Below are 25,060 nucleotides of genomic sequence, written 5' to 3'. Positions count from 1 at the left end.
TCACGTGAGAGACTCAGGCACCAAAACCGGCAAGCGAAAACTGACCAAGAAAGGGGACTCAGAAGCTCGCAGGCTGCTTTACTGCGCGGCCATGGCCGCTCGCCGGAGCAAGCGTTGGGCAGGGGTCTATCAGGCTTATCTGGATCGAGGGCTGGCAACTACCCAAGCGTTAGTCATCCTGGCGCGCAAACTGGTTCGTATCGCCTTCGCGCTTATGAAAAATGGCACCGACTATCAGCCGGCCCCTGCCTCATGAAGACTGGGGTGGACAACATAGAATCTCCTACAACTGAGGTTTATAGCTTCTGAAAAGTTGGTACACCCCTTGCTGAGGTTGTTCTCACAAGGAGAGTGTTATGAACAATCACAAGCCGATCGCCATTATTCAAGCCGGTCATACCTACCCGCAGATCCGTGAGCATTACGGCGATTTCGATGACTGGATTGCCCAGGGACTGGGCCTGTCATTGCCGGTCATAAAGGTGGATGCCACCGATGCGCGCCCGCTGCCTGCTCCGACATCGTTGGCGGGGGTGGTGATTACCGGCTCCCATGCCATGGTGACCGAAGCGCAGCCGTGGATGCGGCAGCTGGCCCACTGGCTGTTTGCCACGCTACACAGCACCCCGCAGTTACCCGTGCTGGGGCTGTGTTTCGGCCACCAGTTGCTGGCCCAGGCTCTGGGCGGTGAGGTTGCGGATAATCCGCTGGGGATGGCGGTGGGCACGGTGCCGTTACGGCTTACGCCAGCGGGGCAGCAGGATCCGTTGTTAGGCGCCATGGTGGGTCATCCGTGGGCGCAAGTGGTGCATAAGCAGTCAGTACTTACTTCGCCGCCAGGCTGCACGGTGCTGGCCAGTAACGTGCATGATGTCTGCCAGGCCTTCCGTTATGGGGAGCGGGTGTGGGGGGTGCAGTTTCACCCGGAATTCAGTGCTGATGTGATGCGCGCCTACCTGCAGGCCCTGAGTGGCGACAGCCTGAGCCAGCAGCAGGTCGATACGCATCTGCAGGAAGTGCGTGAATGCCACGATGCCAGCGCTATCCTCGCGCGCTTCGCCCAGCTCACCCTGGCGCAGGTGGCGTAGCGGTAACTAAGGAACCTCTGAAAAACTCCTTGCATGCTCAGCGTGGCCTGAAGCGTGCAGCTGTTGCGTCTTGTCTTGATGGTCAGGGTGGTTCCCTTTCCGAGAGGCAAGGCGCAGCAGGTGTGCGCTTCAGGCCGCGCCCTTCGGGTCATCCAGTCTGGCCCGCACTCGTTGTTGCGCTTTTTCGATGGATGGACATATCTCGATCCCAGTTAGGGGACACCTTCAAAAGCGCGCCCTCTGTGCCCCGAATGGGGTATAGATTGCGAACCAGACTGAAAGACTGAGTACGCAAGGAGTTTTTCAGAGGTTCCCTAAGGTACGAGTCACGAGGAGCGAGAAGCGAAAACCTGACTGTCCCGGCTTTCGGGTTTTGACTTTCGAAGCTCGCTGCTCGTAACTCGATACTGTCGTGATCGCGCTGCCAGCGACGCTCTTGCGGATCGACGAGCTACTGGTTCGAGTTTCCAAACACCGCGCCGATCAGCGCACTCCCCTGCTGCATGGGGTTCTGGCGAATCCGGGTTTCCTGTTGGCCAATGCGGGTATAGAGCTGGTCCATGCTGTTGTCGATGACGTAACTTTCCAGGTCCAGATTGGGCTTGTTAGTAAGCGGTAACTTATCGTAGGCGCCAAGCAATGTCTGATACTGGTCGTAGAAACCGGTCTTGCGCAGGTTCTCTTCCACAATCGGCTGGAAGCGCTGGCGCAGGCTGTTCTCGGTCTCCCCGCGGAAATACTGGGTCGCCGCCGTATCGCCCCCCTGAATGATCCCCAGGGCATCATCCACACTCATGGCATTGATGGCGTTCTTGAAGACCGGTGCACCGGAGGCCACCGCCTTTTCTGCGCCGCGATTCATGGCCGTTTCCAACTGATCCACGTAGCTGCCAAGGCCAAATTGACGCAACGTATCGGTCACCGGATCCGCGGCCTTGGGCAGCTTCAGGTTCATGGCCCCTTCCTGGGACAGCTGGGCGGCGGCCACATCCGTCCCCTTGATCAGGGCTTCCTTAATGCCGGCGGCCAGTTTCTCATCGGTGTTGTAACCGGCATTCTTGGCCATCTGGTTACCCATGTTGATCCAGGGCATGGCCGATTCCATGTGCTGACAGCCGGCCAGCGCCAGGCCCAGAGCAAGAGGAAGTAGTTTCTTCACGGTGTTCTCCTTGTTGTTGTCGGGCATGCTACTGCATGGGCGGGGGCGGCTAAACACTTCATTGAGTGGAAAGTTTAAAGTTCAAAGTTGAAACGCGGACAAGGCCTTATCGTCGATAAAACGATTTTCACCGCGATCAGGGTATCAGCGGTTGCGCGGGCACGGGCTTTCAGGGCCCAATAACCTGACTCGCGCTTTTCAACGTTAAACTTTCAACTCGCTCCTGCTTTTATGACCGACGACGATTACCGCGAACAACATAAGCAACGCCTTGCCTACATGCCCTGGCTGTACGGGCGATTGAAGCCAAAGCTCCGGGCCTGGGCAGAACCCTGGCAACAGGGGATCCAGCAACGGTTGATGGCGTTGGAGACGGTGCACCTGGGTGAAAATTGCTTTGTGGCGCCCCAGGCCGCTCTGTTCGCCGAGCCGGGTCGCGATATTATCGTGGGAGATGGCTGCCAGATCGCTGCTGATTGCGTCATTCACGGCCCTGTTCGGCTGGGTCAGCGGGTCAGCCTTAACCACCATGTGAGCCTGGAAGGGGGCGCGGCGGGTATCGACATTGGTGATGACACACGCATTGCCGCATATTGCACCCTCTTTGCTTTCAATCATGGCATGGATGCGGACCGGCTGGTGCGCGAGCAGCCTGTGACTTCCCGGGGGATCCGTATTGGCTGTGACGTCTGGATCGGTGCCCGTGCGGGTATCGTGGATGGCGTCACCCTGGGGGATCATGCCGTAGTGGGCATGGGCGCGGTGGTCACCCGTGACGTGCCGCCCTGGACCATCGTTGCCGGCAACCCCGCCCGTCCCATTGGCCGTCGTCCGGGTGCCCCGCCGCTGTCGGCCTCCTCCTGAACGCAGACTGTCATGGCTGGCAACAGTCTCACTATTGAACGGCGTTTAGATGTTGTGGTTAACTGTCCGCTGCGCTGACGCAACGGGATCACGCTCAAACCGGAAAACAGGCTCGTTACCTTTTACGTAACTGGCTCCAGAACAACAGGTAACTATTGCAGGGCATACCCATGGCACGCCGAAACCAACACAGCCGCGAAGAATTACAGGCCCTGGCCATCGACGCTGTGCGCGAGCTGGTGGCGGAACAGGGGTTGGGAAAACTGAGTGTGCGCAAGGTGGCGGAAAAAATCCGTTATACGCCCGGTATGCTCTATCACGTTTTCGCCAATCTCGATGACCTTATTCTGCATGCCAACGCGGCGACCCTGGATACCCTGTTGGGCGACATGCAGGCGTCATCCAACCTGCCCCCGCCCCGGGCGCTGCATCAGATGGCCAGCGCCTACCTGTCATTGGCACGCACGCAAACCGCACTGTGGCAGATGGTGTTTATGCATCGCATGCAGAATGCGGCGCCGGTGCCCGCCTGGTACCAGCAACGCACGGCGCAGTTGTTTGAGCGGGTGGAACAGCAAATGGCCCGGTTGGCAGATGGACAGTCTGCCGCTGCGATCCATCTGGCAGCCCGTACCCTGTGGAGCAGTGTCCATGGCATTGCGGTATTGGCGGCAGAAAACAAACTGGAAGTGGCCGGCGATGTGGATGAGCAGGCCATGCTGGATTCGTTGCTGGAACATTATTTAAATAGTTGGGCGAGGGAGAGTTGAAAGTTCAAAGTTGAAACGCTAACGATGTTCTACATGACGGCAAATATGCTGCCCGCGTTCATGGGGAATGGCGCGGGCTGCGCTTTCCAGAAGCTGACCATCAGGATCGCGATTCGACTTTGAACTTTGAACTCAAACCCGAACAAAAACCAAAGGCGAAAAAATGCAGAAAGGGTTGTTTTCATTACTGGCGTCGCGGCGCTTCGGGCCGTTTTTCTTTACCCAGTTTTTGGGGGCCTTCAACGACAATGTGTTTCGGCAGGCACTGATTCTGTTGATTGCCTCCGGTGTGGTCAGCACAGTCAGTGTGAACACGTTGAACAATGTGGCATTGGCTTTGTTCATTCTTCCCTTCTTTCTTTTTTCGGCGTTGGCGGGGCAGGTTGCGGACAAGTACGACAAGGCCACCCTGGTGCGCAAGATCAAAATGGTGGAAGTGTTCATCATGTCTGCCGCCGCAGTGGGCTTCTTTTTTGATGGTGTCTATTTCCTGTTGGCCGTGTTGTTCTGCATGGGCCTGCAATCCACCTTTTTCGGGCCGATCAAATATTCGATCATCCCCCAGCATCTGACCGACAAGGAGCTGGTATCCGGTAATGCGTTGGTAGAAATGGGGACTTTTCTGGCGATTCTGCTGGGCTCCATATCTGGTGTGCTGCTGAAAATGGATGGCGTGGGCGACGGGGTCGTTGCCATGACGGTGGTGGGGCTGGCGTTGCTGGGTTATCTGGCAGCGAGGGGGATTCCCGCCGCCCCGGCTGCGGATGCATCCATCAAGATCAACTGGAACCTGTGGAAAGAAACCTGGCATATCGTCGGTTATGCGCGGGAAGTGAAATCCGTGTGGATGTGCGTGCTGGCGATTTCCTGGTTCTGGTTTATGGGGGCGGCCTATACCACCCAGCTGAAAGTCTATGTGGATGATTACCTGTTTGGCACCGATGGGTTGTACGCGCTGTTGCTGGGCACCTTTTCCATAGGCATCGGGCTGGGTTCCTTCCTGTGTGAAAAACTGTCAGGCAAACGGGTTGAGCTGGGGCTGGTGCCGCTGGGCTCCATTGGCTTGAGCCTGTTCGGCATCGATCTGTTTTTCTCCTACGCCGGGCTGGCCGGTGTGGCCCAGGCAACCACGAACAGCATTGGTGTTGTCAGCTTCCTGCAGCAGCCAGGTGGGTACCGGGTCTTGCTGGATCTGCTGGGCATTGGTGTGTTTGGTGGTTTCTATATTGTGCCGCTGTTTGCGTTCATTCAACACCGTGCCAACCCCAAGCATCTGTCGCGGATCATCGCTGCCAACAATATTCTCAATGCCCTGTTGATGGTGCTGTCAGCGGTGGCCGGCATTGTGCTGATCGGTCTGCTGGAAATGACGGTCCCGCAGTTCTTCCTGGCGCTGGCGCTGACCAATATTCTGGTGGCGGCGTATATCTACACCGTGGTGCCGGAATTCCTGATTCGCCTGCTGGTGTGGATGCTTACCCACACCATGTACCGCGTGAAGCATGAGGGAATGGAGAACATCCCGGATGAAGGCCCCTGCATGCTTGTCTGTAATCATGTGAGCTACGTGGACGCCCTGCTGTTGGCCGGTGCCATTCGTCGCCCGGTTCGCTTTGTCATGTTCAAGCCGATTTATGACATGCCGTTGCTGAATTATATTTTCCGCACCGGCAAGACCATCCCGATTGATTCGAAAAGCCGTAATCCGGCCATTTACGAACAAGCCTTTGTGCGTATTCGTGAAGAGCTGGCCGCCGGGGAAGTGGTATGTATCTTCCCTGAGGGCAAGCTCACCGGTGACGGTGAGATCGATGAATTTCGCGCGGGCATTGAGAAAATTGTCAGTGACAGCCCGGTGCCGGTTATTCCCATGGCCCTGTCCGGATTGTGGGGCAGCGTGTTCAGCCATAAGGGTGGCAAGGCACTGACCCGCCTGCCCCGGCGTTTCTGGTCGCGAATCAAACTGGCTGTTGGTACGGGGGTGCCGCCCCAGTCCGTGCAAGCCGGCGATCTGCGCACGCGGGTGCTGGCGTTGCGCGAACGCCCCTGAGGGCTGCATGGTTGCCGAAAGCATACGCACAGTAACTTGCAGTCGCGCGAAAAGACCGGACACTCAATAATAAAGGGCAGGCTGTTTCCTTTGCCGGTATGAAAGGAAGGCCGGGAAAGCCCACAACGACAATAACAACAGGGAACGAATGTGTCTGACTCCCCATTGTCGCCCGCATCGCTACGGGCGCGGATCCAGCAGCTGTTGCTGCAATTGCCGCCGGTACAGCGTGCAGATGCCCGTTATCACGAGGTGGAGCAGGAGCTGCTGCACGGGTTGAAGCACCGCCTTGAAGCCCTCCATGAACCCGGCGAAATGGACGGTTCGCCGGACAGTCTGCACCAGCTGCTGGATGTGTCCATGGAGCAGAGTGTGCCGCAGGCCCAGGCCATGCTGGTGCAACACCAGTTGGCAAACCTGACGGCGGATGAAGCCCGCCTGCTGGCAGCGTTATCTGACGGCAGCGCTTTTCCCCTGCTGACCGTACAGAGCGGTGGGCGTTTCTCCCGCGGCGAGGTGCTGTACCGCCACTCCAATGTGGGCCGTGCGGCGGGTATCCAATGCAATGATTTTATTGCCCTGTACCTGAGCCGGCTGTTTGCCCAGGGACTGGTGATCGCCAGCAGTTTTACCGAAGCACTGCGGACCGATTATGAACTGTGTGAAGGCGATAGCGGTTTTCGTACGGCGAAAACCGAGCTGCAAACCCACCTGCCTAAACTATCCACGCGCCGGGAAACCCTGCGGATCAGTCCGCTGGGCCGTCAATTGTGGGCGTTAATGACCACCCCTACGGACGTTGAGGAGTAGCCCGTGATTACCGATTTGAATTTGATACTGGCTGACCTGCAAGCCAACTGGATTCTCTACCTGTCCATGCCGTTTGTGGCAGCGGCCATTGGTTATGGCACCAAGGTGGTGGCCATCAAGATGATGTTCAAACCACTGACATTCGTCGGCTGGCGCCCTTTCTTCGGGTGGCAGGGCATCGTACCGAGCAAGGCGGCCACCATGGCCAGCATCGCCTGCGATTTGATGATGGAACGGTTGCTGAAACCGGAGGATGTGTTCAACAAGCTGGACCCCCACCGGGTAGCGGAGGAAATTCGTGATCCGCTGATTCAGTCGGTGGAAGACATCACCCGGGAAGTGGCGGCGGAATACCAGCCGGGCCTGTGGGAAGCGGCACCGGAATCGGTGAAGCGGCTGATTATCCAGCGGATCCAGAACGAAGCGCCGCACATGGTCGAGCAGATCATGGAGGACATCAAAAGCAATATTACCCGGGTGTTTGACCTTAAGGATCTGGTAATCAACGCGTTGGTGCGCGACAAGGAATTGCTCAACCGGGTGTTTCTGGAAGCCGGCCATGTGGAATTCAAGTTCATCCGTAATTCCGGCATCTATTTCGGTTTTGCCATCGGCATCGTGCAGGCGGTGGTGTGGGCTTTTACCCACAACATCTGGGTGATTCCCCTGTTCGGGCTCTTCACCGGCTGGTTCACCGACTGGCTGGCGCTGAAAATGATCTTCAACCCGAAACAACCGGTGCGTTACCTGGGGTTGTTCGAATGGCAGGGCCTGTTCCTGAAACGGCGCAAACAGGTTGCTGCTCGTTACGGTGAGCTGGTTGCCAGTGAAATTGTTACCCCTGCAGCGGTGATCGAAGCCATTCTTAAAGGCCCCATGTCCGATCGTCTGTTTGGATTGGTCCAAAAGCAGGTGCAACGGACCCTGGATGAGCAATCCGGCCTGGCGAAGCCACTGGTGGTATTTGCTGTGGGCAGCACCAAATACCAGGAAATGAAACGGTCGGTATCGGAAAAGGTAATGCAGCACCTGCCGGAAACCCTCAGCCATATGGAAGCGTATGCAGAAGAAGCCATGGACCTGAAAAATCTGATGGTGGAAAAAATGCAGGAGCTTACCGAGGAAGAATTCGAAGGCTTGCTCCGTCCGGCTTTCCAGCAAGATGAATGGATCCTGATTACCGTGGGGGCGCTGTTGGGCTTTTTGGTCGGCGAACTCCAGGTTCATGTGATGATCCATTTTGCCGTCCCCGTTGGCTGACCGGTAGCACGCAGGCCGGCTTGGCTGGCCTGCGATTGTGTTTTCAGAACTGCGATTCCCTTGCATATTTTCTGCACATTTTCTTGTCATTCTTGGTGAGCAATAATCAGCAAAGCCGCCAGGCAGCCCCGCTCCACCTAACAGGAGAATGTCATGTCGAAGGACGATACCCCGGCCCGCTACGGTAGCATCAGCCGGTTTCTGCACTGGAGCATGGCATTACTATTAGCCTGGCAGTTTCTCTCAGCGTTGGCGCATTATGGTTTCGAGGACACCGCCTTCGAATCGTTTTTCTGGCCAACCCACAAACCGTTAGGGTTGATCTTGATCGTGCTGGCGCTGATCCGGTTGGGGTGGGCGATGGTGAATCTTAGTCGGCGCCCGCCTTCCATCAACCTGGCGGCGAAATTGGGGCATGTCGGCCTGTATGGATTATTGCTGTTGATTCCCGCCCTTGCCCTGCTGCGTCAATACGGCTCAGGCCGTGCATTTGAGCCGTTCGGGCTACCACTGATGTCGGGTTTCGACGGCGACAAGATCGCCTGGATGGTGGAACCGGGTAACCTGCTCCACGGTGTGCTGGGTTGGGTGCTGCTGGCCATGATCGTTGGCCATATCGGTATGGCCCTGCTGCACCGCAAGCAAACCGGGCAGGTAAACGTGCTGCCGCGCATGTGGGGCAAAGACTGAATCGGTACCCTGTGCCGATTCCAAATGTAAGACATTGACCACTATCGTTATGGAAATCGCGCCGTAAAATATGCCCTTCTAAAAATGAGACTGGGGCATCATGATTACGGAAAAATTGAAGGGGGCAATGCCGCTGGGGCGCGTTGCGGTTGGGGTTATCAGCATTCTGGCGCTGCTTATTGTTGCCAACAAATCCATTTTCTATGCGGAACCGGGCTACGTGTATCACGTGCGCACCATCACCGGTCAGGAAAAGGTGGTGTCGGATGTGGGCTATCAGTTCTTCCTTTTTGGTCGCTGGAATTCCTGGAAGCGCGCACTGACCGTGCAAGCCGTGCGCGGTGGCAGTGAAACCCTGGATTATGTGGAGGTGGAGAACTCGGAAACCTCCGCAGCCTTGCCGCCGCAGAACATCATGTTCCTGGATCAGGTGGACGCCAACGCCCAGGCCACGGTGCGCTTTACCATTCCCACCGACCCGGACAGTTTCCTGCATTTGGCCCATGAATACCGGACACCGGAAAACCTGTTGCGCACGGCGTTGATCCCCGCGTTCAAGGAAACCCTGCAAGCCAATGCGTCATTGATGAGCGCCGAGGAGTATTACTCCGGCGGGCGTACCGAATTCAATACCGAGTTTGAAAACCAGATGATCAATGGCATCTACATTGTGCGTCGTGAAGAAATCAGCCAGAAGCGCGTGGGTGAGATCAAAGGCAGTGCCAATGTGGCCATGGGCACCGAGCAACAAGACTACGGCGACGATGCCAAGGTGATATTTGTGGTACGCAAGATGCTTGACGATACCGGCGTGCCCCGGCGGAAGTCCCAGCGTTTTATTGATTACGGTGTCACCGTAGTAGAAGCCCGGGTGACCCAGATGGATCCCAACCAGCGCTTCGTGGAACGCATGCAACTCAAGCAAAAAGCCTCTGCAGACCGGGCCATTGCCCGCGAGCAACGGGTGCAGGAAGAAGAGCAGCGACTGCTGGCCATTGCCCGTGGTGAGCGGGAAGTGGCTGAGCGCCAGGCGGAAGCCAAGGTAGACCAGATTCAGCGCACCACGGAAGCGGAAACCGAAAAGCAGCTGGCGATTACCAAGGCACAAAAGCTGAAAGAGCAGGCAGAAATTGAAAAGCAGACCGCAGAAATCAATCTGGAAAAAGCCCGGGTAGAAGCGGAAACCCGTCGCACCCTGGCCGATGCAGAAGCTTACCAGAAGCGGGAAATTCTGCGTGCGGATAACGCCCTGGCCCAGAAGCTGGATGCCGAAATTCAGATTCAGAAAATCTGGGCGGAAGCCTTTGCCCAGCGCAAGGTGCCGCAGTATGTGTTCGGTGGTGGCAGCAACGGCACGCCCACTGGAGCGGATACGGAAACCAAGGCGTTTATGCAGATGTTGACGCTGGATGCGGCCAAACGATTGAGCTATGAACGGGACCTGACCAAGTAGGCCCGGCTTGCCGGGTTAGCGCCTTGCTAACCCGGCGCCCTTCTTGTTGTCTTTCCTTGCCGGGCGGGGAGCTTTCCCCTGCCCTATTCCGACTTGCGATACTGAATCACATAGCTGCGGCTGATGCGGTCGTGCAGCAGATGTCCTTTCATAAAGGCATTCACAATAAAAATCACCTTCCACAAAATACCGGTCAGGCAAAATACAATGATGCGCCCGGCATTGTGTAATGGATGCAATCGCTGTAATCGCCGATTGGTAACACGCATGCCCAGCAATTGTTTCCCTGGTGTGGATTGCATCGGGCTGGATTCCATGATCAGCGCCATCAACAAATAGAGAGGTACGGCCAGTATTATGGCGAGTGGTGCGCCGCTTTCGTCACTGCTGCTGCCGAAACGGTGCAGCACCTCGGCCACAAAAATAGCGCCGACCACCACCAGAAACATGTCCATGGCAAAGGCCAGCATGCGCAGCAAATAACCGCCCATGATCACTTCCTCCGGCGCCACTGGTGGGGGTTTCTTCTTCTGTGCGAACACTCCCTGGCCACCGCGAACGGCCTTGATGGCGTCCTGGTTCAGCGGGGTATCGTCGAGGATACGAAAGAGTGAATCGCAGGTGTCTTCACCAAAATCCTCATTCAGCCAGCGCCGCTGCCCTTCCCAGTTGAACAGCCCGTTCAGGTAACGGACCACCGGGTACGACAGCGACGGCTGACCGGATTGCTGCTGTTCGGTCAACACGGCAAACAGGGCATGGCCGAGCCGGCGGTTAAAAGCGTCGTCCAGTATCAGTGGTGTGCGGGTAAGAAAATGCCAGCAATCAGCTTGTTGCGCCCCCTCCGGTTGCTGCAGAAGCTCGCGGGCTTGCGCCAGCAGTGCTGCCAGCGTTTGATCCTGCTCATGGGGATCGACGACGGGCCCGCCAAGGGTATCCAGAGGGGCGGGCTCGTCGTCGATGGGAGGCGGCGGCGTTGGCGCAAGTTGTACCGACCAGCTGGCCTGCTTCAGCGTTTCATCCGGTTCCGGGTCGGTGACAAAGGTGTCGTGGCTGGGCGGCGGGGTATGGGCCGGGCCCGGCACCAGTTCCGGTTCGGGCTCCGGCCTGGTTTCCACCGGTTCCTGGGGCGCGGGCGAGAGCGGTTGGCTGTGCCAGCTTTCCGGGGCTGCCGTCGGGGCGTCTTGCGACGATTGTTGTTCGGCCCAGGCCAGTGCCTGCTTGTAAGCCTGGTGCAGTTGCTGGAAGCCCTGGGGGTTTTCGTCCGGCCGGGTCTGCTTGAGTTGTTTGGCGTAGGCGCGCTTGATTGCCCGCGCGTCGGCGGTAGGTTCAATCTGCAGGCTATCCCAGGGCGGCATCAGAACCAGTCCTCGCTCTCCAGGCTATCCAGCGCTTCTTTCACCTGTTTCTGTATCCGTGCAATGTCTGCGGGGTTCTGATCGTCGAGGACTTTTTCAAACCGCTTCATGACGTCGGCGATGTACTCACGGCGATCGCCCAGGCTGGATTCATACAGGCGCTCGGCGCGGGCGATCAATGCGCGGTTGTCTTCGCCATCGCGGGGGTGAAATTTCAGCGCCGCGAGTTTTTCCCGGGCGGCCTGTTTTTGCTCGTCACTCAGGGCGCCCGGGGCGTGTTCGATCAGGTGGCTGTGGACCTGGCCGGTGGATTCCACCGTCACGTCCACTTCCAGTAAACCGTTCATGTCGTAACTGTAGCGAATATCCACCGCTTGCTCGCCTCGCGGGTCTTTGGGCACCCGCACATTCAATTCGCCAAGAAAGACATTCTTTTCCACGTAGCGGCTTTCGCCCTGGTAGACCTTGATGGTCAGTTCGGTCTGGTCGTCGTAGGCAGTGCATACCTGCCGGGCAATGCTCACGGGAACCACGCAATTACGCTCGATGATGGGCATGAAATAGTCGCCCAGTTTGCTGTTGTCGCGATTGATCACCCCGGTGCCCAGGGTGTAGGGGCACACATCGGTCAGCACCACATCGTCCAGAGCTTCGTTACGCATCATCAGGCCGGCCTGGATTGCCGCGCCCATGGCCACCACGGTATCCGGGTCCAGGTGGCAGGACGGCAGGCGGCCGAACATCTTGCCCACGGTGGAACGGAAAATGGCCAGCCGGGTAGAGCCGCCCACCAGCACCACATCGTCGATCTTGCTTGGGTGGGTGCTGGAATCGCGCAGCGCCCGCTCGATGGGGTGCTTGGCGCGCAACAGCAGCGGCGTGCTGACCCGGGTAAACCAGTCGCTGGTGACCACGTGCTCCACGGTCTTGTCGCCCAGCTCCAGGGACAGGGTCTGGTCGGCCGGGCCCAGTTTGCGCTTGGCGCCTTCCATCTGCAGGTAAAGCTGTTGCAGCAGGTTGGGCTTCAGGTCATCGCGACGCAGCGAATGCTCGCGTAAAACGTCGTCGACCATGGCATCGACAAAGTCTTCGCCGCCGAGAAAGTTGTCCCCGGCGCTGGCGTGAACTTCCATGATGCCGTCGAAAAATTCCAGCAGTGATACATCAAAGGTGCCGCCGCCCAGGTCCAGGATCAGGAACAGGCCTTCCTGCTTTTCGTGCAGGCCATAGGCAATGGCGGCGGCGGTAGGTTCGTTGATCAACCGCTCCACTTTCAGGCCCGCCAGTTCGGCGGCCTGCTTGGTGGCGTGGCGCTGGTTATCGTTGAAGTAGGCCGGCACACTGATGACCGCCTCGGTGACCGCCTCGCCCAGGTAGGCTTCGGCGTCTTCCTTCAATGAGCGCAATACCAGCGATGACAATTCCGTGGCACTGAATGCCTGGCGGCCCAGCTTGATCTTGTGGTCGGTGCCCATCAATCGTTTAAAGGCGGCCACGGTCTGATCACTGTGGTTGATCAGGCGTTGGCGGGCGGTACGCCCCACGATCAGCTCACCCTGGGTGTCCAGCCCGACCACCGACGGGGTCAACACGTCCCCCAGCCGGTTCGGTATCAGTTTGACCCCCTCGTCCGTCCAGATGCCGCAGGCACTGTTGGTGGTCCCCAGGTCGATACCGATAATGGTCATGCGCGTTCCTTGTTGTTAGGCTGACAATCCCGTTGCAGCAGCCGTGGTTATGCTTCAAGTCAGCCGTAATTTACAGATTCCCGACAACGAGATCGACCTGCAGGCGATCCGCGCCCAGGGCAGTGGTGGCCAGAATGTGAACAAGGTCGCTTCGGCCATCCATTTGCGGTTCGACATCCGCGCCTCGTCCCTGCCCGAGCGCTATAAGGAAAAGTTGCTGGCACTGAGTGACCAGCGCATTACTACCGACGGCGTTGTCGTGATCAAGGCGCAGCAGTTCCGCACCCAGGAAATGAACAAGGAAAATGCCCTGGCCCGGCTGGCGCAGCTGATAAAAAGCGTGACCGTGGAACAAAAACCCCGCAAGGCCACCCGCCCGACCCTGGGCAGCAAGCGCCGACGCCTGGACAGCAAGACCAAACGCGGCAGGACCAAGTCCCTGCGCGGCAAGGTGGATCCCGGCTGAGGTGCTTGCTCAGGCCTTCGCATTGACACAAATACTCCCCCGCCTTGTCGTTATCTGACCATCCGCTTTGTTGCCCGCTTTGTTAAGCTGAGCGTCAAATGCATATCACGGAGTTTGTCATGAAAGCCATCGCTACCTCCGGCTGGGGCCTGCACCCTGGCCTTGCCCTGATCGAAACAGAGGCGCCCGATCGGTTAAAACCGGATGATGTGTTGGTGGCGGTGCATGCCGCGTCGGTAAACCCCAAAGACTGGAAACTGAATTACAACCTGGCCATGGCCGCCAGTCCGGTGATGGTGAAACGCTTGCCGCCCCTGTTCGGGGACGACCTGGCGGGGGTGGTGGTCGACCGGGGGCGTAACGTGCGTGATTTTGATATTGGCGATGCGGTGTATGGCATGGATATGCGTTTGCGCACAGCCTCACTGGCAGAGCAGGCGCGGATCAGCCAGCGCCGCATCGCCAAAAAACCGCAGAACCTGTCTTTCACGCAAGCGGCGGCCATGCCGTTGGCGGCGCTAACGGCGTTGCAGGGGCTGCGCAAAGGCAAAGGCGAAGCCGGCAAGACAGTGCTGATTATTGGTGCCTCCGGCGGTGTGGGCACCTTCGCCGTACAGATCGCCAAAAATCTGGGGTTGCATGTCACCGGGGTCTGCAGTGGTCGCAATGTGGATTTTGTTCGTGAGCTGGGGGCAGATGCCATTATCGACTATACCCAGGGTGATTACCGCAAAACGGCTGGCCCGTTTGATTTGGTCTTTGACGTCACCTCTTACGAAACCCCGCTCACCTGTTCTGCCCTGCTGGGCAAGAAGGGCTACTTTATTTCCACTGGCGGCCAGGGTGCCTCCATGTTTGCTACGCCGCTTTATCGACTGTTGGGTAAAAAATCCGGCACCGTGGTGGTGGAATCGTACCGACGTGATCTGGAAACGCTGACCGCCATGGTTGAGGCCGGTACCCTGACGCCCATTATCGACAGCGTCTTTACGCTGGCAGAAAGTGAAGCGGCCTACAATCGCAACCGCTCGGGTCGTTGCCGGGGGAAAGTGGTGATTGATGTAGCGAATGACTAGAGCAATACCGCTTGAAAAATTATGGCCCGGTGGTGTCCGTCAACCGCACGGCAACACCGGTTATGCCATCGCCTCCCTGTGAACCCCAAAGACTGACCCACTGATTCTTTTCCAGAATCACCGCTCCCCGCGCACTGTTATGTCCCCGTGGGGTGGTGAAGTCCCCAACGTATTGAAACCGGAACGCCTCAGGCGCCCCGGCTTCCGGTTGCAGGGCGTAGCCGAGAAAAAGCACTTCAGTGGAAATGAAGCCTTTATCCTGTGCTTCTACAGCAACACTCAGCGCGTCAGCCTGATCCATAAAACCCGGTAGTGGATCTGGTGAGCGCCCATCCGGGCTTATTACCGCGCACTCACAATAGCGTACCTCCATCCGTAATGGTTTGGCGGACAGATACGTCTCCAGTGACGTTGCGTCGGCCTGGACAACGCCGGGCATCAGCAAGAACAACGCCAGCCGAAACATTGCCATGATGGTCGCCTCCCTGTTTATTTTTTGCCGGGTTTACCCAGCGCTGCGCGGTTTGCGTTCAGGCCTTTACCCCCGCGCCGCATGTTAGTGATTTACCTGAGCCAGGATTGAATGAAAAAACAGCTGTTACAAGTCCAGTAGCTCTTTGATTCTTTCAGAGACAAATTGGGTAGATGTTGAGCTTATATGGTGTCTGTCGCTGAAAAATGACCATTCTTCACTTCTCAAAACACAATGCTCGTTTGTGGAACAGAAAATACGATATGGTTCTATTACCGTGACGTCGTTTTCTTTTTCCAAGGTGGAAAAGTAGTCATTCTTATTTTGTAAGTATTCGGCATTGATAATATGGAGGTCATCAAGGCCGCGAATATAATCCTCTTCATTTAGGCGGAGTGTAGGCTGAAGGGGCCCGGTTCCTTCGACATCCAAGTGTCGGCCAATGATAATTATTCTACCGGCTAAAGGAGAAAAGTGTGTGATTGAGGCGTTAATGAAAGGTGCCCACCTTGCATTTTCTTCAACTTTTTTAGGGAAATTTCGGACAGCCTGATCGTAGGAGCTCCAGAGCTGAGAAATGACTATATAGTTGTAGTGATCATTCCGTCGATATAGATCCTCGCGCATGCGATTACATGAAATGTCAGAATAAGAGTCAATGAATTCGACGCCCTTTAAAAGAACGCAGCCGCCTCTAGTGACACTGTCTACTTTATCAGAGGGAATCTGCAATGCTGAAGCTATTGGGTCAACGTATTGTTGAAGAGCGGAGTCCCCAATGAAAAGAATCCTTTTTTCTCCTTTGCTGTCAATATTTATCCCTCTTTGAAATTTTTCGTGAAATGAAAATGCATGGGCTTTTATTACTTGTACAGAAAAAGGATTTAGGTGAGCGAAACGCATTTCCAATCCGTTTGTTTTTGCAATAACAATGCCAACGATAGCGAAAAGAGGAATGGTAAGTGACAGGCTGGTAGTAATAAGAGAAGACGCCCGGTTTTTTTTGTGCACAGCTTGGCGGAGGGGTTTTTCCAGATAACGATATGTAATCCATGCAGCAGGAAATGATAAAATGCAGACAAAAAAGAATAAGGCCCATGGTGACCAAGTCAGATTGAAGTAGTGAAAAAAAGAAATCAGGGGTTGGTGGTAAAGATAGAGTGGATAGGAAATCAAGCCGATAGTTACCATCCACTTTGCAGACAAAGCCCTGGTTACTAGACCTTTATTTGGGAAACCAATAATTAATGCTGTTCCAAGACAAGGCCACAGTGCATTAAGTCCTGGGAAACTGGAATCATTATCAAGGGTAAAGATGGGAATTAATATGGCAATCACCCCTAAATAGTTAGCGGCTTGTTTGATGATTTCGGGTGTATTCTTAGCAGAATTCCGGCTCATGCTTAGAGCAAGACCGGCGCCGATGAGAAGCTCAAAACCCCTGTATTGGGGCAAAAAATACCCTGATGGTGAGCGATCTGCAGCCACATTGATAGATAAGCCTAGAGAAACAAAAAGCATGATGATGACTAGAGAGCCAATCAGTTTTGGACTTATTCGATAAAAAAGCAGGAATAAAGCAGGCCATACTAGATAAAACTGTTCTTCGACACCCAGCGACCAAAGGTGGATAAATGGCTGATAAGCTTCATCCTTTGCAAAATAATCAGTGCCTTGAGAAAAAAGCAGATTGGCAGCACCAAAGGACGAGAAGAAAATCTGTTTTCCTAGAATGTCAAATCTGGCTGTGTCATAGAAAAAGAAACCGAAGGCGGTTACTAGAAGAAGGGTTAGTGCTAGAGCAGGAATCAGCCGAGCGACCCGCCGCTTATAGAATATGCGATAACTGAAAGTTCCTGACTTCGCATCTTTATAAATCAGACTGGTAATCAAAAAACCACTAATAACAAAAAAAATATCAACGCCAACGTAGCCCCCAGAAAACTGACTGATCCCAGAATGGAAAAGAAGGACAGCAAGAACTGCTACCGCTCTAAGCCCGTCAATATCGCTACGATAATTCATGATTTTCCCCAATCATATTACGCATCTCTAATGCTACTTGGTTGCCATTTTCTGGTATTAAGAAATAGTGTTTCGCTCTAACGGCTGGCCATGCTTCAGTACGCACCAAATTATTTGGCTGGATATCAAACAGTCACAAACTTGGCCGCCCGCGCTGCATGCAGCTTCTTGTAACTTTCGATCAGGCGCTGATGTTTCTCCAGGCCGTCCAGCTGCATGTTGGTGGGGGTCAGGCCCGGGAAGCGTATGCTGCCATCAACCGCGCCTATGACTGTTGCCAGGGTCTCTTCACCGTACATGCGCCCCAGGTTGTAACGGTAGTCGTCCAGTTCCAGTTCGTCATCCAGGGTGATTTCCAATACCGCATTGACCGCCCGGTAGAACAGGCCCCGTTCCACGGTGTTGTCGTTGTACTGAATAAACATTTCCACCAGCTCCAGGGCGTCGTCATGACGCTGTAGTGCCAGGTAGATCATCAGTTTCAATTCGAGAATGGTGAGCTGACCCCACACGGTGTTTTCGTCGAACTCGATACCGATCAGGGTGATGATATCGGTGTAGTTATCGATCTGGCTTTCTTCCAGCCGTTCCACCAGTTGCCCCAGCTGCTCATCGCTGAGGCGGTGCAGGTTGAGAATATCCTCGCGATAATCCAGCGCCATATTGGTGTTGTCCCAGATCAAGTCTTCCACCGGATACACCTCGGAAAAATCGGGGACCAGAATACGGCAGACCGGTGCGCCCAGTTCTTCATACACGGCCACGTAGGCTTCCTTCTCCAGGTCTTTCAATATGCCGAACAGGCGGGCGGTTTCTTCTTCGGTGGTGCCGGAAAAATCCCACTCGCAGAAGTCCTCGTCGGCCTGGGCACTGAAGAAACGCCAGCTCACTACCCCGGTGGAGTCGATGAAATGCTCGACGAAATTATTGGGCTCGCAGACTTCCTGACTATTGAAGGTGGGCGGCGGCACATCGTTCAGGCCTTCGAAGCTGCGCCCTTGCAGCAGTTCGGTGAGGCTGCGCTCCAGGGCCACTTCGAAGCTGGGGTGGGCGCCGAAGGAGGCGAATACGCCGCCGGTGCGCGGGTTCATCAGTGTCACGCACATGACCGGAAATTGCCCGCCCAGGGACGCATCTTTCACCAGCACCGGAAAGCCCTGCTCCTCCAGTGCGGCGATGCCTTCGACAATGCCGGGGTACTTGGCCAGCACGTCCTGGGGCACATCCGGCAGGGCAATCTCTTCTTCAATGATGTGTTTCTTCACGGCCCGTTCAAAAATTTCCGACAGGCATTGCACCTGGGCTTCGGCCAGGGTGTTGCCCGCACTCATGCCGTTACTGAGGAACAGGTTCTCGATGAGGTTGGAGGGGAAGTACACCGTCTCGCCGTCGGATTGGCGAACGAACGGTAGCGAGCAGATGCCCCGGTCCGCCCGGCCGGAATTGGTATCGATCAGGTTGGAGCCGCCCAGTTCGCCTTCCGGGTTGTAGATGCCCAGGCAGTAGTCATCCAGGATCCCTTGCGGCAGTGCGTCGTTGGGGCCGGGTTTGAACCACTTTTCGTTGGGGTAATGGACGAAGTCGCTGTTGGCGATGTCTTCCCCGAAGAACTGGTCGTTATAGAAGAAGTTGCAGTTGAGGCGCTCGATAAACTCGCCCAGTGCGGAACACAGGGCGGCTTCCTTGGTGGCGCCCTTGCCGTTGGTAAAGCACATGGGCGAGGCCGCATCGCGAATATGCAGCGACCACACGTGGGGCACGATATTGCGCCAGGAGGCGATCTCGATCTTCATGCCCAGCCCGGCGAGGATCGCGGTCATGTTGGCGATGGTCTGCTCAAGCGGCAGGTCCTTGCCTTCGATAAAGGTGCGGTGGGCCTCGTCCGGCTCCACCATCAGCAGGGCCTGGGCATCTTCGGTGAGGTTGTCCACCTGTTCGATCTGGAAGTCCGGCCCGGTCTGGATCACCTTCTTCACCGTGCAGCGGTCAATAGAGCGCAGGATCCCCTGGCGGTCCTTGTCGGAGATATCCTCCGGCAGCTCCACCTGAATCTTGAAGATCTGGTTATAGCGGTCTTCCGGGTCAACGATATTGTTCTGCGACAGGCGAATATTGTCGGTGGGGATATCCCGCGCCTTGCAGTACACCTTCACGAAATAGGCCGCGCACATGGCCGACGATGCCAGGAAATAGTCAAACGGGCTCGGCGCCGAGCCATCGCCCTTGTAGCGGATGGGCTGGTCGGTGATGACGGTGAAGTCGTCGAACTTGGCTTCCAGGCGAAGGTTGTCGAGGAAGTTGACGTTGATTTCCATGGCAGAGCTACCGGGTCGGGGGAATGGCTGAGGCGGCCATTATCCAGTTTTTAGGGCCCGGCGTCTTGGCGGCTGGGCGTTGAGCGTCGCAGGCACAACATGGTGGCGCCTGTGCGGCGTTATGCCACATGTTGGCGCCACCGCCGCTGCCGTAGAATCCCTCGCCGTCTTGCCGCCATAAACGCTATGGCAGCAACTGGTTGCCTTGGGGAAATACCATCATGCGTCTGTCGACTCGAACATCACTGCTTGGGTGTCTGGCCCTTTTAACACCCGCCAGTGCTTTTGCTGTGGAACCTGAAGCCAATGAACTGGCACCCATTACGGTTTCCGAGCAAGGGGAACAGAGCGCTGAAGCCACAAAGATTGAACTTGAGCGCGAGCAGGCCCTCACGCCGGGCGGTGTGACGCTGGTGGAGGCGGAAGACCTGACCGAGCGCAATGTGGTGAGCATCGGTGACATGCTGCGTTATGTGCCGGGCATGTGGACGGCCACGGGCTCCACCGGCGATGGCACCTTTCTTTCCAGCCGGGGTTCCAACCTGGATGCGGTGGCCTACGATGGCAACGGCATCAAGTTGATGATCGACGGGCTGCCGGTGACGGCCGCCGATGGCAACAACCACAACAGTTTTATTGACCCGCTGGCGTCGCGTTACGCGGTCATCGCCCGGGGTGCCAATGCCATGACCTACGGGGCCAGCACCCTGGGCGGGGCGATTAATTTCATCAGCCCCACGGCGCGCACCACCAACAATCAGGCTTACCTGAGTGCCGGCAGCCATGGCACCGTGCAGAACAGCGTCACCGGCGGGGTGGTGGCCGGCGACTTTGATGGCCTGGTCACCGTTGAGCAACGCAGCTACGACGGTTTCTGCGGTCATCAGGAGCAACAGCGTGGCGGCGTTTATGCCAATACGGGCTGGCAGATCAGTGACACGGTGAAAAATCGCTTCTATTTCACCTACGTGGACAATGATCAGGAATTGGCCGGCGCGCTCAGGCAGGACCAGTTCGATGATGACCCCTATCAGGCCAACCCGGATAACGTGACGGGCAACTTCCTCTATAACGTGGAGAAATGGCGCGCGGCCAACCGCACCGAGTGGGCCCTGAGTGATACCAGCCGCCTGGTGGTGGGCTTTTCCTTTGAGGACCAGTCGCTCTACCACCCCATTGTCCAGAACCCCTTCTTCAGCCTGTTGATCGATACCGATCAGACCACCTTCGGCACCACCGTGCGTTATGACAAACAGCTGGGTAACCATGACCTGTTGCTGGGGCTGAATTACGGACAAACCTGGGTAAAGGGTGGCAATTATCAGCACAGCGGTGGCATCCGTGGGGCGCTTTCCACCAAGGTGGATAACAAGGCCGATAACCTGGAAGTGTTCGCCATGGATCGCTGGCATTTTGCCGATCGCTGGACGCTGGTTTACGGAGCTCAGGCGGTTACTGGTACCCGCGAAGTGGATAATGTGACGGTATCGTCCGGTGCGGAACGTAACCCGAAAGATGACTATGAATCCATCAACCCGCGCCTGGGGGTGATTTATCAGGTTGCGGACCGCAGTGAGTTGTTTGCCAATGTCAGCAAGCTTTATGAAGCGCCGACTTTATACGAACTGGAAGACGACGCTGATGCCAGCGAGGAAACCCTGGATGCCATGCAGGGCGTGGTTGGGGAAATCGGTACCCGTGGCGCGGCCCCTTTGGGGCAATCCAACGAATGGCACTGGGAAGTGTCAGTTTACTACGCCCAGATTGAGGATGAGATTCTGTCCATGGACGACCCTGCGGCGCCAGGCACCAGCCTGGACCTTAACGTGGAAGATACCATTCACGCCGGCGTGGAAGCGCTGGTCGGCGCCAGCTTTGCCCTGGGCGATAGCGAGCATCGCATCGAACCGTTGCTGAGCATGACCTACAACGACTTTACCTTCGATAACGACCCGGTGTATGGCGATAACCAGCTGCCCGTCGCGCCGAACTTCTTCATCAAAGGCGAAGTGATGTACCGCCACGGCAACGGTTTCTTTGCTGGCCCCACCTTCGATATCGTTGATGACCGTTATGGGGACTTTGCCAATAACAAGGATGTGGACGGTTATGAGTTGGTCGGTTTGCGCACCGGGGTTACCCGCGATAGCTGGGAAGTCTATCTGGAAGGCCGCAACCTTACCGACGAAGTCTATGTGACCAATGTGAGCGTTAGTAACGACGAGACCATCAATCCGGTCGGCATTCAGGCAGGCGAACCGCGCTCTGTTTATGCCGGCGTGCGCTTCGACTTCTAAATGTGTCAGGGAATCACCGCATGGGCCAGGGGCGAGAGAAAACCGTGACGGATAATCGTTACTATCAGGCAGTATGGCGCTGGCACTTTTATGCTGGCGTGGTGGTGATCCCCTTTCTGTTTCTGCTGGCATTCAGTGGTTTGTTGATGCTGCTGAGCAAGCCGCTGGACAGCGCCCTGAATCAGTCGCTGCTGACCGTGGAAGCCGGCAATCAGCCGGTCCCGGCTTCGGCCTTGCAAGAAACGGTCGAGCAGCAATACCCCCACTCGGCAATAAAACTGTACCTGCCGCCCCAGGACGGGGATCAATCCGCGCGATTTTCCCTGCAGCCCCATTCCCACGGGGGCCATGGTGGCCACCACGCTCCTTCGACGCTGGTGTATCTGAACCCCTACAGCGGCGCGATATTGGGTGACCAGGACCCGGCCAACAGCGTCTATGCGCGCATCAAGGATTTCCACGGCTCCCTGTTCATGGGCGCGCTGGGCGATGCCTTGATTGAGATCGCGGCGGGGCTTGCCGTGTTGATGATCGTTACCGGCCTGTACCTGGCCTGGCCGAAGGACGGCCTGCGCTCACTGCTGCCTGACCGTGCGCTAACCCAACGTGCGGGTTGGCGTCGCTGGCACCTGAGCCTGGGTTGGCTGATCGCGGTGCCGCTGCTGTTCTTTCTGATTTCCGGGTTGGCCTGGACCAACATCTGGGGCGGCAAGATTGTACAGCCGTGGGGTTCGCTCCCCGGCACCGGCTTTGTTCAGGCCGAATCACCGACCGCCGCACAACCAGCGCAGAATCATGCGGCCATGAACGAACAGGGGCTGCATCGTGTGCCCTGGGCGGTGGAACAAACCCCCATGCCCGAGTCTGGCGCGGTGGATCAGAAAATGGATCTGGATGATCTGGTGGAGCAGGCAAAAGGCCACGGTTTCGACACCTTCCGGGTGCATTTCCCCCAGGAGGATGGCGGAGTCTGGACGGTGTCCGCCACCACCATCGCCGGTGATATCACCCGCCCGCGCGGTCGGCCTGATTATGCTGTTGGTGGCCCTGGCCTTCCCGTTATCGGCCGCCGCCCTGCTCGGCATTATTTTGCTGGATGCCGCGCTCTCCGCGCGTAAAGCCCGGAAGCCCTAGCACGGTTTTATCGTTCAATTACTTTTGCTTGGATGCCCAGATTGCCAGCTTGTGCTGAATGGCCGGCTGCGATACCTGGTCTTCCGGCAGCGGCTGGATAACCTTGTCATGCACCAGCAAGCGATAAATATAGAGAGTTTTTTCAGCGGCTGAGTCCGTCGCTTCAAATTCCACCACGCCGCGCTTTTCCGCGTAGGCGACGCCCATCTGTATGGCTTTCTTGACCAGTTCTTTTTCGTTTTTCAGTTTCTTCATGGGGCTCTCCGTCACCGCTGGCTCGACCTGCAGCTTGGCACAAAGCAGACCGGCTTTCTTCCGGTTCACCGCAAATACCCGACACGTTGCCAAACGCTCGACGCCGGATGCCTGACGTAAAACCCCCCTTAACCTGAGTGGCGGTCGTTATTGCGGTGTCTCGTTCAGGCAATAATCAGGCAATGCATTTTGCGCAGAGAGCATGGCGTCCAGAGGTTCCCTAGGTACGCTCCCACACTTCGATATGGTCGCGGCGGTCCACGGTGTAGCCGCGTTCGCCGGGCAGGGCTGCTGCCAGGCCCCGTTCAGCAAGCGCTTCGCGGACACGGGCCTGGTCATGGGGCGAGCCCTCGGCCAGCAGGGCATCGGCCTTGCGTAGCACATAGAGCAGGTAGGGTTGAACGCCGGCCTGCACCGGTACGCCACGAAAAGCGGTTTCCACCACGCCCACATAACGCTGGTGGGGCTTGGCCGATACCGGTTGCCCATCCCCCGGGGCGTGCTCCCGTATCAGCGCGTCCATAAAGGCGAGCTTGTCGGTGAGCATGGGGAAGATTTCGTCGGCGATCTGGCGCAGCAGCGGTTCCAGGGTGGCCGGAATCCCGTCGTCGGCCAGGTAGGCATCGCCATAGCCGGGAAACTCCGGCGTATCCAGCCCCGGTGCGGTCATCCGTTCCACCCAGCGGAACACTTTCGGCGCACGGGTTTTCATCAGGTTGGCGGGCACCGGGTCGCGGCCCAGGTGGGCAAACAGCGGGCCGATCAAGCCATAGTCGCCCAGTGACGGCCGTCCGCCAAACAGGTAGGGGTGTTCAGCGAAGTGGGCGTTTAGGGTGTCGAGCAGTTGCAGATAGGAGGCCTCGATTTCCGGCACCGTGTGGGCATCCACGCCCAGTTGGGGCAGGTAGGCATTCATCCGCGACATGATCTTGTCGGCCATGGCCTCACCGGCACCGGCGGCAAACTGGTCATGCAGAAAGCCTTCCTGGGCCTCACGGTAACTCCAGCGGTAGTGCATGGCGTGGGGCAGCATGGCCTGGGTACCGTAGTAGGCGATGATCACAGAGAGCACCCGCTGTAGCAGCCCATCCGGGTAGGCGGAATATTGCACGCCCTGTTGCTCAAAGTGGTCAATGATATCCAGGCTGTCCTGGACGATGTCACCCTGCGGCGTTTCCAGCACCGGGATAATACTGCGCTGGATAATCGGCAGAATGCGGGTGTGGAAATCCGCATCGGTGGTGGGGATTTCGGTGTAGGTAATGCCCTGGGTTCGCAGGTAGCAGCGGGCGATACCGGTGTACAGCGAATGGGGAACCCCGTAGAGCCTGTGGGTGTTGTCCTGGCTGGCCATGACGCCTCCTGATTACCTGATAGAATAAGTGATGCGCTCAGCTTGCCAGGGTAAACAGCTTCACGTCGGGGCGACCGGCAAGCAGCCCCTTGAGGCCGCCACCCAGGGCTTTCATGTTTTCCTGGTGGGCCACGATGGCGTCCTGGTCGGTGTACTGTTCGTAGATCAGCACGGTATCGGCATCGTCCACGGACTGGTGAACCAGGTAGCAATGGTTGCCTTCTTCCTTCACCACTTCGGCGGCGATCTTCTTCATCTCTGCGACCAGGGCGTCACCGTTACCCGGCGTGGCGGACATGACAGCGGTAATGGCAATCATGGTTGTCTCCCGTTATCTGGCTGTGATTATGGGTGGATAAGGCATCCTCACACAGGCTGGAAAACGCAGCCATGGTGTTTCACGTCGCTGTTGCGGCCAGAAAGGCCCGGGCGCGTTACGCGGGCTGCCCACTCCCTGCCTGCAGATTGTTCGGGTC

At 57.0% G+C, this 25,060-nt stretch carries 22 protein-coding genes; 13 read left to right on the top strand and 9 right to left on the bottom strand.

What is annotated here, in order from left to right; translation table 11 throughout:
* Window positions 1–256, top strand: a 256-nt coding sequence (locus A3730_RS07715; RefSeq protein WP_156501059.1) for a transposase, incomplete at its 5' end; no start/stop codon positions are given.
* Between the two features lie 100 nt (window positions 257–356).
* Window positions 357–1,088, top strand: a complete 732-nt coding sequence (locus A3730_RS07710) for a glutamine amidotransferase (protein WP_063521420.1) — start codon at window positions 357–359, stop codon at window positions 1,086–1,088.
* A 451-nt stretch (window positions 1,089–1,539) separates the two neighbouring features.
* On the opposite strand, the gene A3730_RS07705 is transcribed toward A3730_RS07710, so the two are convergent.
* Entirely contained in the window at window positions 1,540–2,247 is a 708-nt protein-coding gene (locus tag A3730_RS07705) for a DUF4197 domain-containing protein (protein WP_231880697.1), read from the bottom strand.
* A 231-nt stretch (window positions 2,248–2,478) separates the two neighbouring features.
* Here A3730_RS07705 and A3730_RS07700 point away from each other — a divergent pair, with 231 nt between their 5' ends.
* The 7 genes from A3730_RS07700 (at window position 2,479) to A3730_RS07670 (ending at window position 10,144) form a co-directional block, all read left to right on the top strand.
* The gene (locus tag A3730_RS07700; protein ID WP_063520980.1) at window positions 2,479–3,111 is read left to right on the top strand and encodes a DapH/DapD/GlmU-related protein; all 633 of its coding nucleotides are present in this window, start codon (window positions 2,479–2,481) and stop codon (window positions 3,109–3,111) included.
* A gap of 170 nt (window positions 3,112–3,281) precedes the next feature.
* Window positions 3,282–3,881 (top strand): TetR/AcrR family transcriptional regulator, encoded by a 600-nt coding sequence (locus A3730_RS07695; protein WP_063520981.1) that lies wholly within the window; start codon window positions 3,282–3,284, stop codon window positions 3,879–3,881.
* Window positions 3,882–4,044: 163 nt separating this feature from the next.
* On the top strand, window positions 4,045–5,931 hold the full coding sequence (locus A3730_RS07690) for an MFS transporter (protein ID WP_063520982.1): 1,887 nt from the start codon (window positions 4,045–4,047) through the stop codon (window positions 5,929–5,931).
* A gap of 150 nt (window positions 5,932–6,081) precedes the next feature.
* Window positions 6,082–6,741, top strand: coding sequence for a hypothetical protein (locus tag A3730_RS07685; RefSeq protein WP_231880698.1), 660 nt, complete (start codon window positions 6,082–6,084; stop codon window positions 6,739–6,741).
* A 3-nt stretch (window positions 6,742–6,744) separates the two neighbouring features.
* A complete protein-coding gene (locus A3730_RS07680; protein ID WP_063537841.1) occupies window positions 6,745–8,001 on the top strand; it encodes a hypothetical protein in 1,257 nt (418 codons plus the stop codon).
* A gap of 153 nt (window positions 8,002–8,154) precedes the next feature.
* Window positions 8,155–8,691: a cytochrome b gene (locus tag A3730_RS07675; RefSeq protein ID WP_063518515.1), complete on the top strand. Its 537-nt coding sequence runs from the start codon at window positions 8,155–8,157 to the stop codon at window positions 8,689–8,691.
* A 100-nt stretch (window positions 8,692–8,791) separates the two neighbouring features.
* On the top strand, window positions 8,792–10,144 hold the full coding sequence (locus A3730_RS07670; RefSeq protein ID WP_063518516.1) for an SPFH domain-containing protein: 1,353 nt from the start codon (window positions 8,792–8,794) through the stop codon (window positions 10,142–10,144).
* A gap of 83 nt (window positions 10,145–10,227) precedes the next feature.
* On the opposite strand, the gene A3730_RS07665 is transcribed toward A3730_RS07670, so the two are convergent.
* Window positions 10,228–11,502 carry an RDD family protein gene (locus A3730_RS07665; protein WP_063518517.1) on the bottom strand — a complete coding sequence of 425 codons (1,275 nt, stop codon included), beginning with the start codon at window positions 11,500–11,502 and terminating at the stop codon, window positions 10,228–10,230.
* On the bottom strand, window positions 11,502–13,190 hold the full coding sequence (locus A3730_RS07660; RefSeq protein ID WP_063518518.1) for a molecular chaperone HscC: 1,689 nt from the start codon (window positions 13,188–13,190) through the stop codon (window positions 11,502–11,504). Before A3730_RS07660 ends, A3730_RS07665 begins: the two co-directional genes overlap by 1 nt.
* Before the next feature lie 49 nt (window positions 13,191–13,239).
* Here A3730_RS07660 and arfB point away from each other — a divergent pair, with 49 nt between their 5' ends.
* Both arfB and A3730_RS07650 read left to right on the top strand, forming a co-directional pair.
* Window positions 13,240–13,656 carry an alternative ribosome rescue aminoacyl-tRNA hydrolase ArfB gene (gene arfB, locus A3730_RS07655; RefSeq protein ID WP_063518519.1) on the top strand — a complete coding sequence of 139 codons (417 nt, stop codon included), beginning with the start codon at window positions 13,240–13,242 and terminating at the stop codon, window positions 13,654–13,656.
* A gap of 119 nt (window positions 13,657–13,775) precedes the next feature.
* Window positions 13,776–14,732: an NAD(P)-dependent alcohol dehydrogenase gene (locus tag A3730_RS07650; protein WP_063518520.1), complete on the top strand. Its 957-nt coding sequence runs from the start codon at window positions 13,776–13,778 to the stop codon at window positions 14,730–14,732.
* Window positions 14,733–14,751: 19 nt separating this feature from the next.
* On the opposite strand, the gene A3730_RS07645 is transcribed toward A3730_RS07650, so the two are convergent.
* From A3730_RS07645 to A3730_RS07635, 3 genes are all read right to left on the bottom strand, one after another.
* Window positions 14,752–15,204, bottom strand: a complete 453-nt coding sequence (locus tag A3730_RS07645; RefSeq protein ID WP_082872297.1) for a hypothetical protein — start codon at window positions 15,202–15,204, stop codon at window positions 14,752–14,754.
* A 126-nt stretch (window positions 15,205–15,330) separates the two neighbouring features.
* The gene (locus A3730_RS07640) at window positions 15,331–17,229 is read right to left on the bottom strand and encodes an acyltransferase family protein (protein WP_063518521.1); all 1,899 of its coding nucleotides are present in this window, start codon (window positions 17,227–17,229) and stop codon (window positions 15,331–15,333) included.
* A gap of 125 nt (window positions 17,230–17,354) precedes the next feature.
* Window positions 17,355–19,544, bottom strand: a complete 2,190-nt coding sequence (locus tag A3730_RS07635) for an OsmC domain/YcaO domain-containing protein (protein ID WP_063537839.1) — start codon at window positions 19,542–19,544, stop codon at window positions 17,355–17,357.
* 221 nt (window positions 19,545–19,765) lie between these two features.
* Here A3730_RS07635 and A3730_RS07630 point away from each other — a divergent pair, with 221 nt between their 5' ends.
* Together A3730_RS07630 and A3730_RS07625 are read left to right on the top strand one after the other, a co-directional pair.
* Window positions 19,766–21,841, top strand: coding sequence for a TonB-dependent receptor domain-containing protein (locus A3730_RS07630; RefSeq protein ID WP_063537837.1), 2,076 nt, complete (start codon window positions 19,766–19,768; stop codon window positions 21,839–21,841).
* Window positions 21,842–21,861: 20 nt separating this feature from the next.
* Window positions 21,862–22,959: a PepSY domain-containing protein gene (locus A3730_RS07625; protein WP_063520553.1), complete on the top strand. Its 1,098-nt coding sequence runs from the start codon at window positions 21,862–21,864 to the stop codon at window positions 22,957–22,959.
* Between the two features lie 34 nt (window positions 22,960–22,993).
* On the opposite strand, the gene A3730_RS07620 is transcribed toward A3730_RS07625, so the two are convergent.
* The 3 genes from A3730_RS07620 to A3730_RS07610 form a co-directional block, all read right to left on the bottom strand.
* A complete protein-coding gene (locus tag A3730_RS07620) occupies window positions 22,994–23,230 on the bottom strand; it encodes a DUF5062 family protein (RefSeq protein WP_063520554.1) in 237 nt (78 codons plus the stop codon).
* A 220-nt stretch (window positions 23,231–23,450) separates the two neighbouring features.
* Window positions 23,451–24,584 carry a glutathione S-transferase family protein gene (locus A3730_RS07615; protein WP_063537835.1) on the bottom strand — a complete coding sequence of 378 codons (1,134 nt, stop codon included), beginning with the start codon at window positions 24,582–24,584 and terminating at the stop codon, window positions 23,451–23,453.
* Between the two features lie 37 nt (window positions 24,585–24,621).
* Complete coding sequence (locus A3730_RS07610) at window positions 24,622–24,903, bottom strand: putative quinol monooxygenase (RefSeq protein WP_063520223.1); 282 nt, start codon at window positions 24,901–24,903, stop codon at window positions 24,622–24,624.
* Window positions 24,904–25,060: the final 157 nt, after the last annotated feature.

The organism is Alcanivorax sp. HI0044 (assembly GCF_001634945.1).
This window is presented reverse-complemented; position numbering and strand designations above follow the sequence as displayed.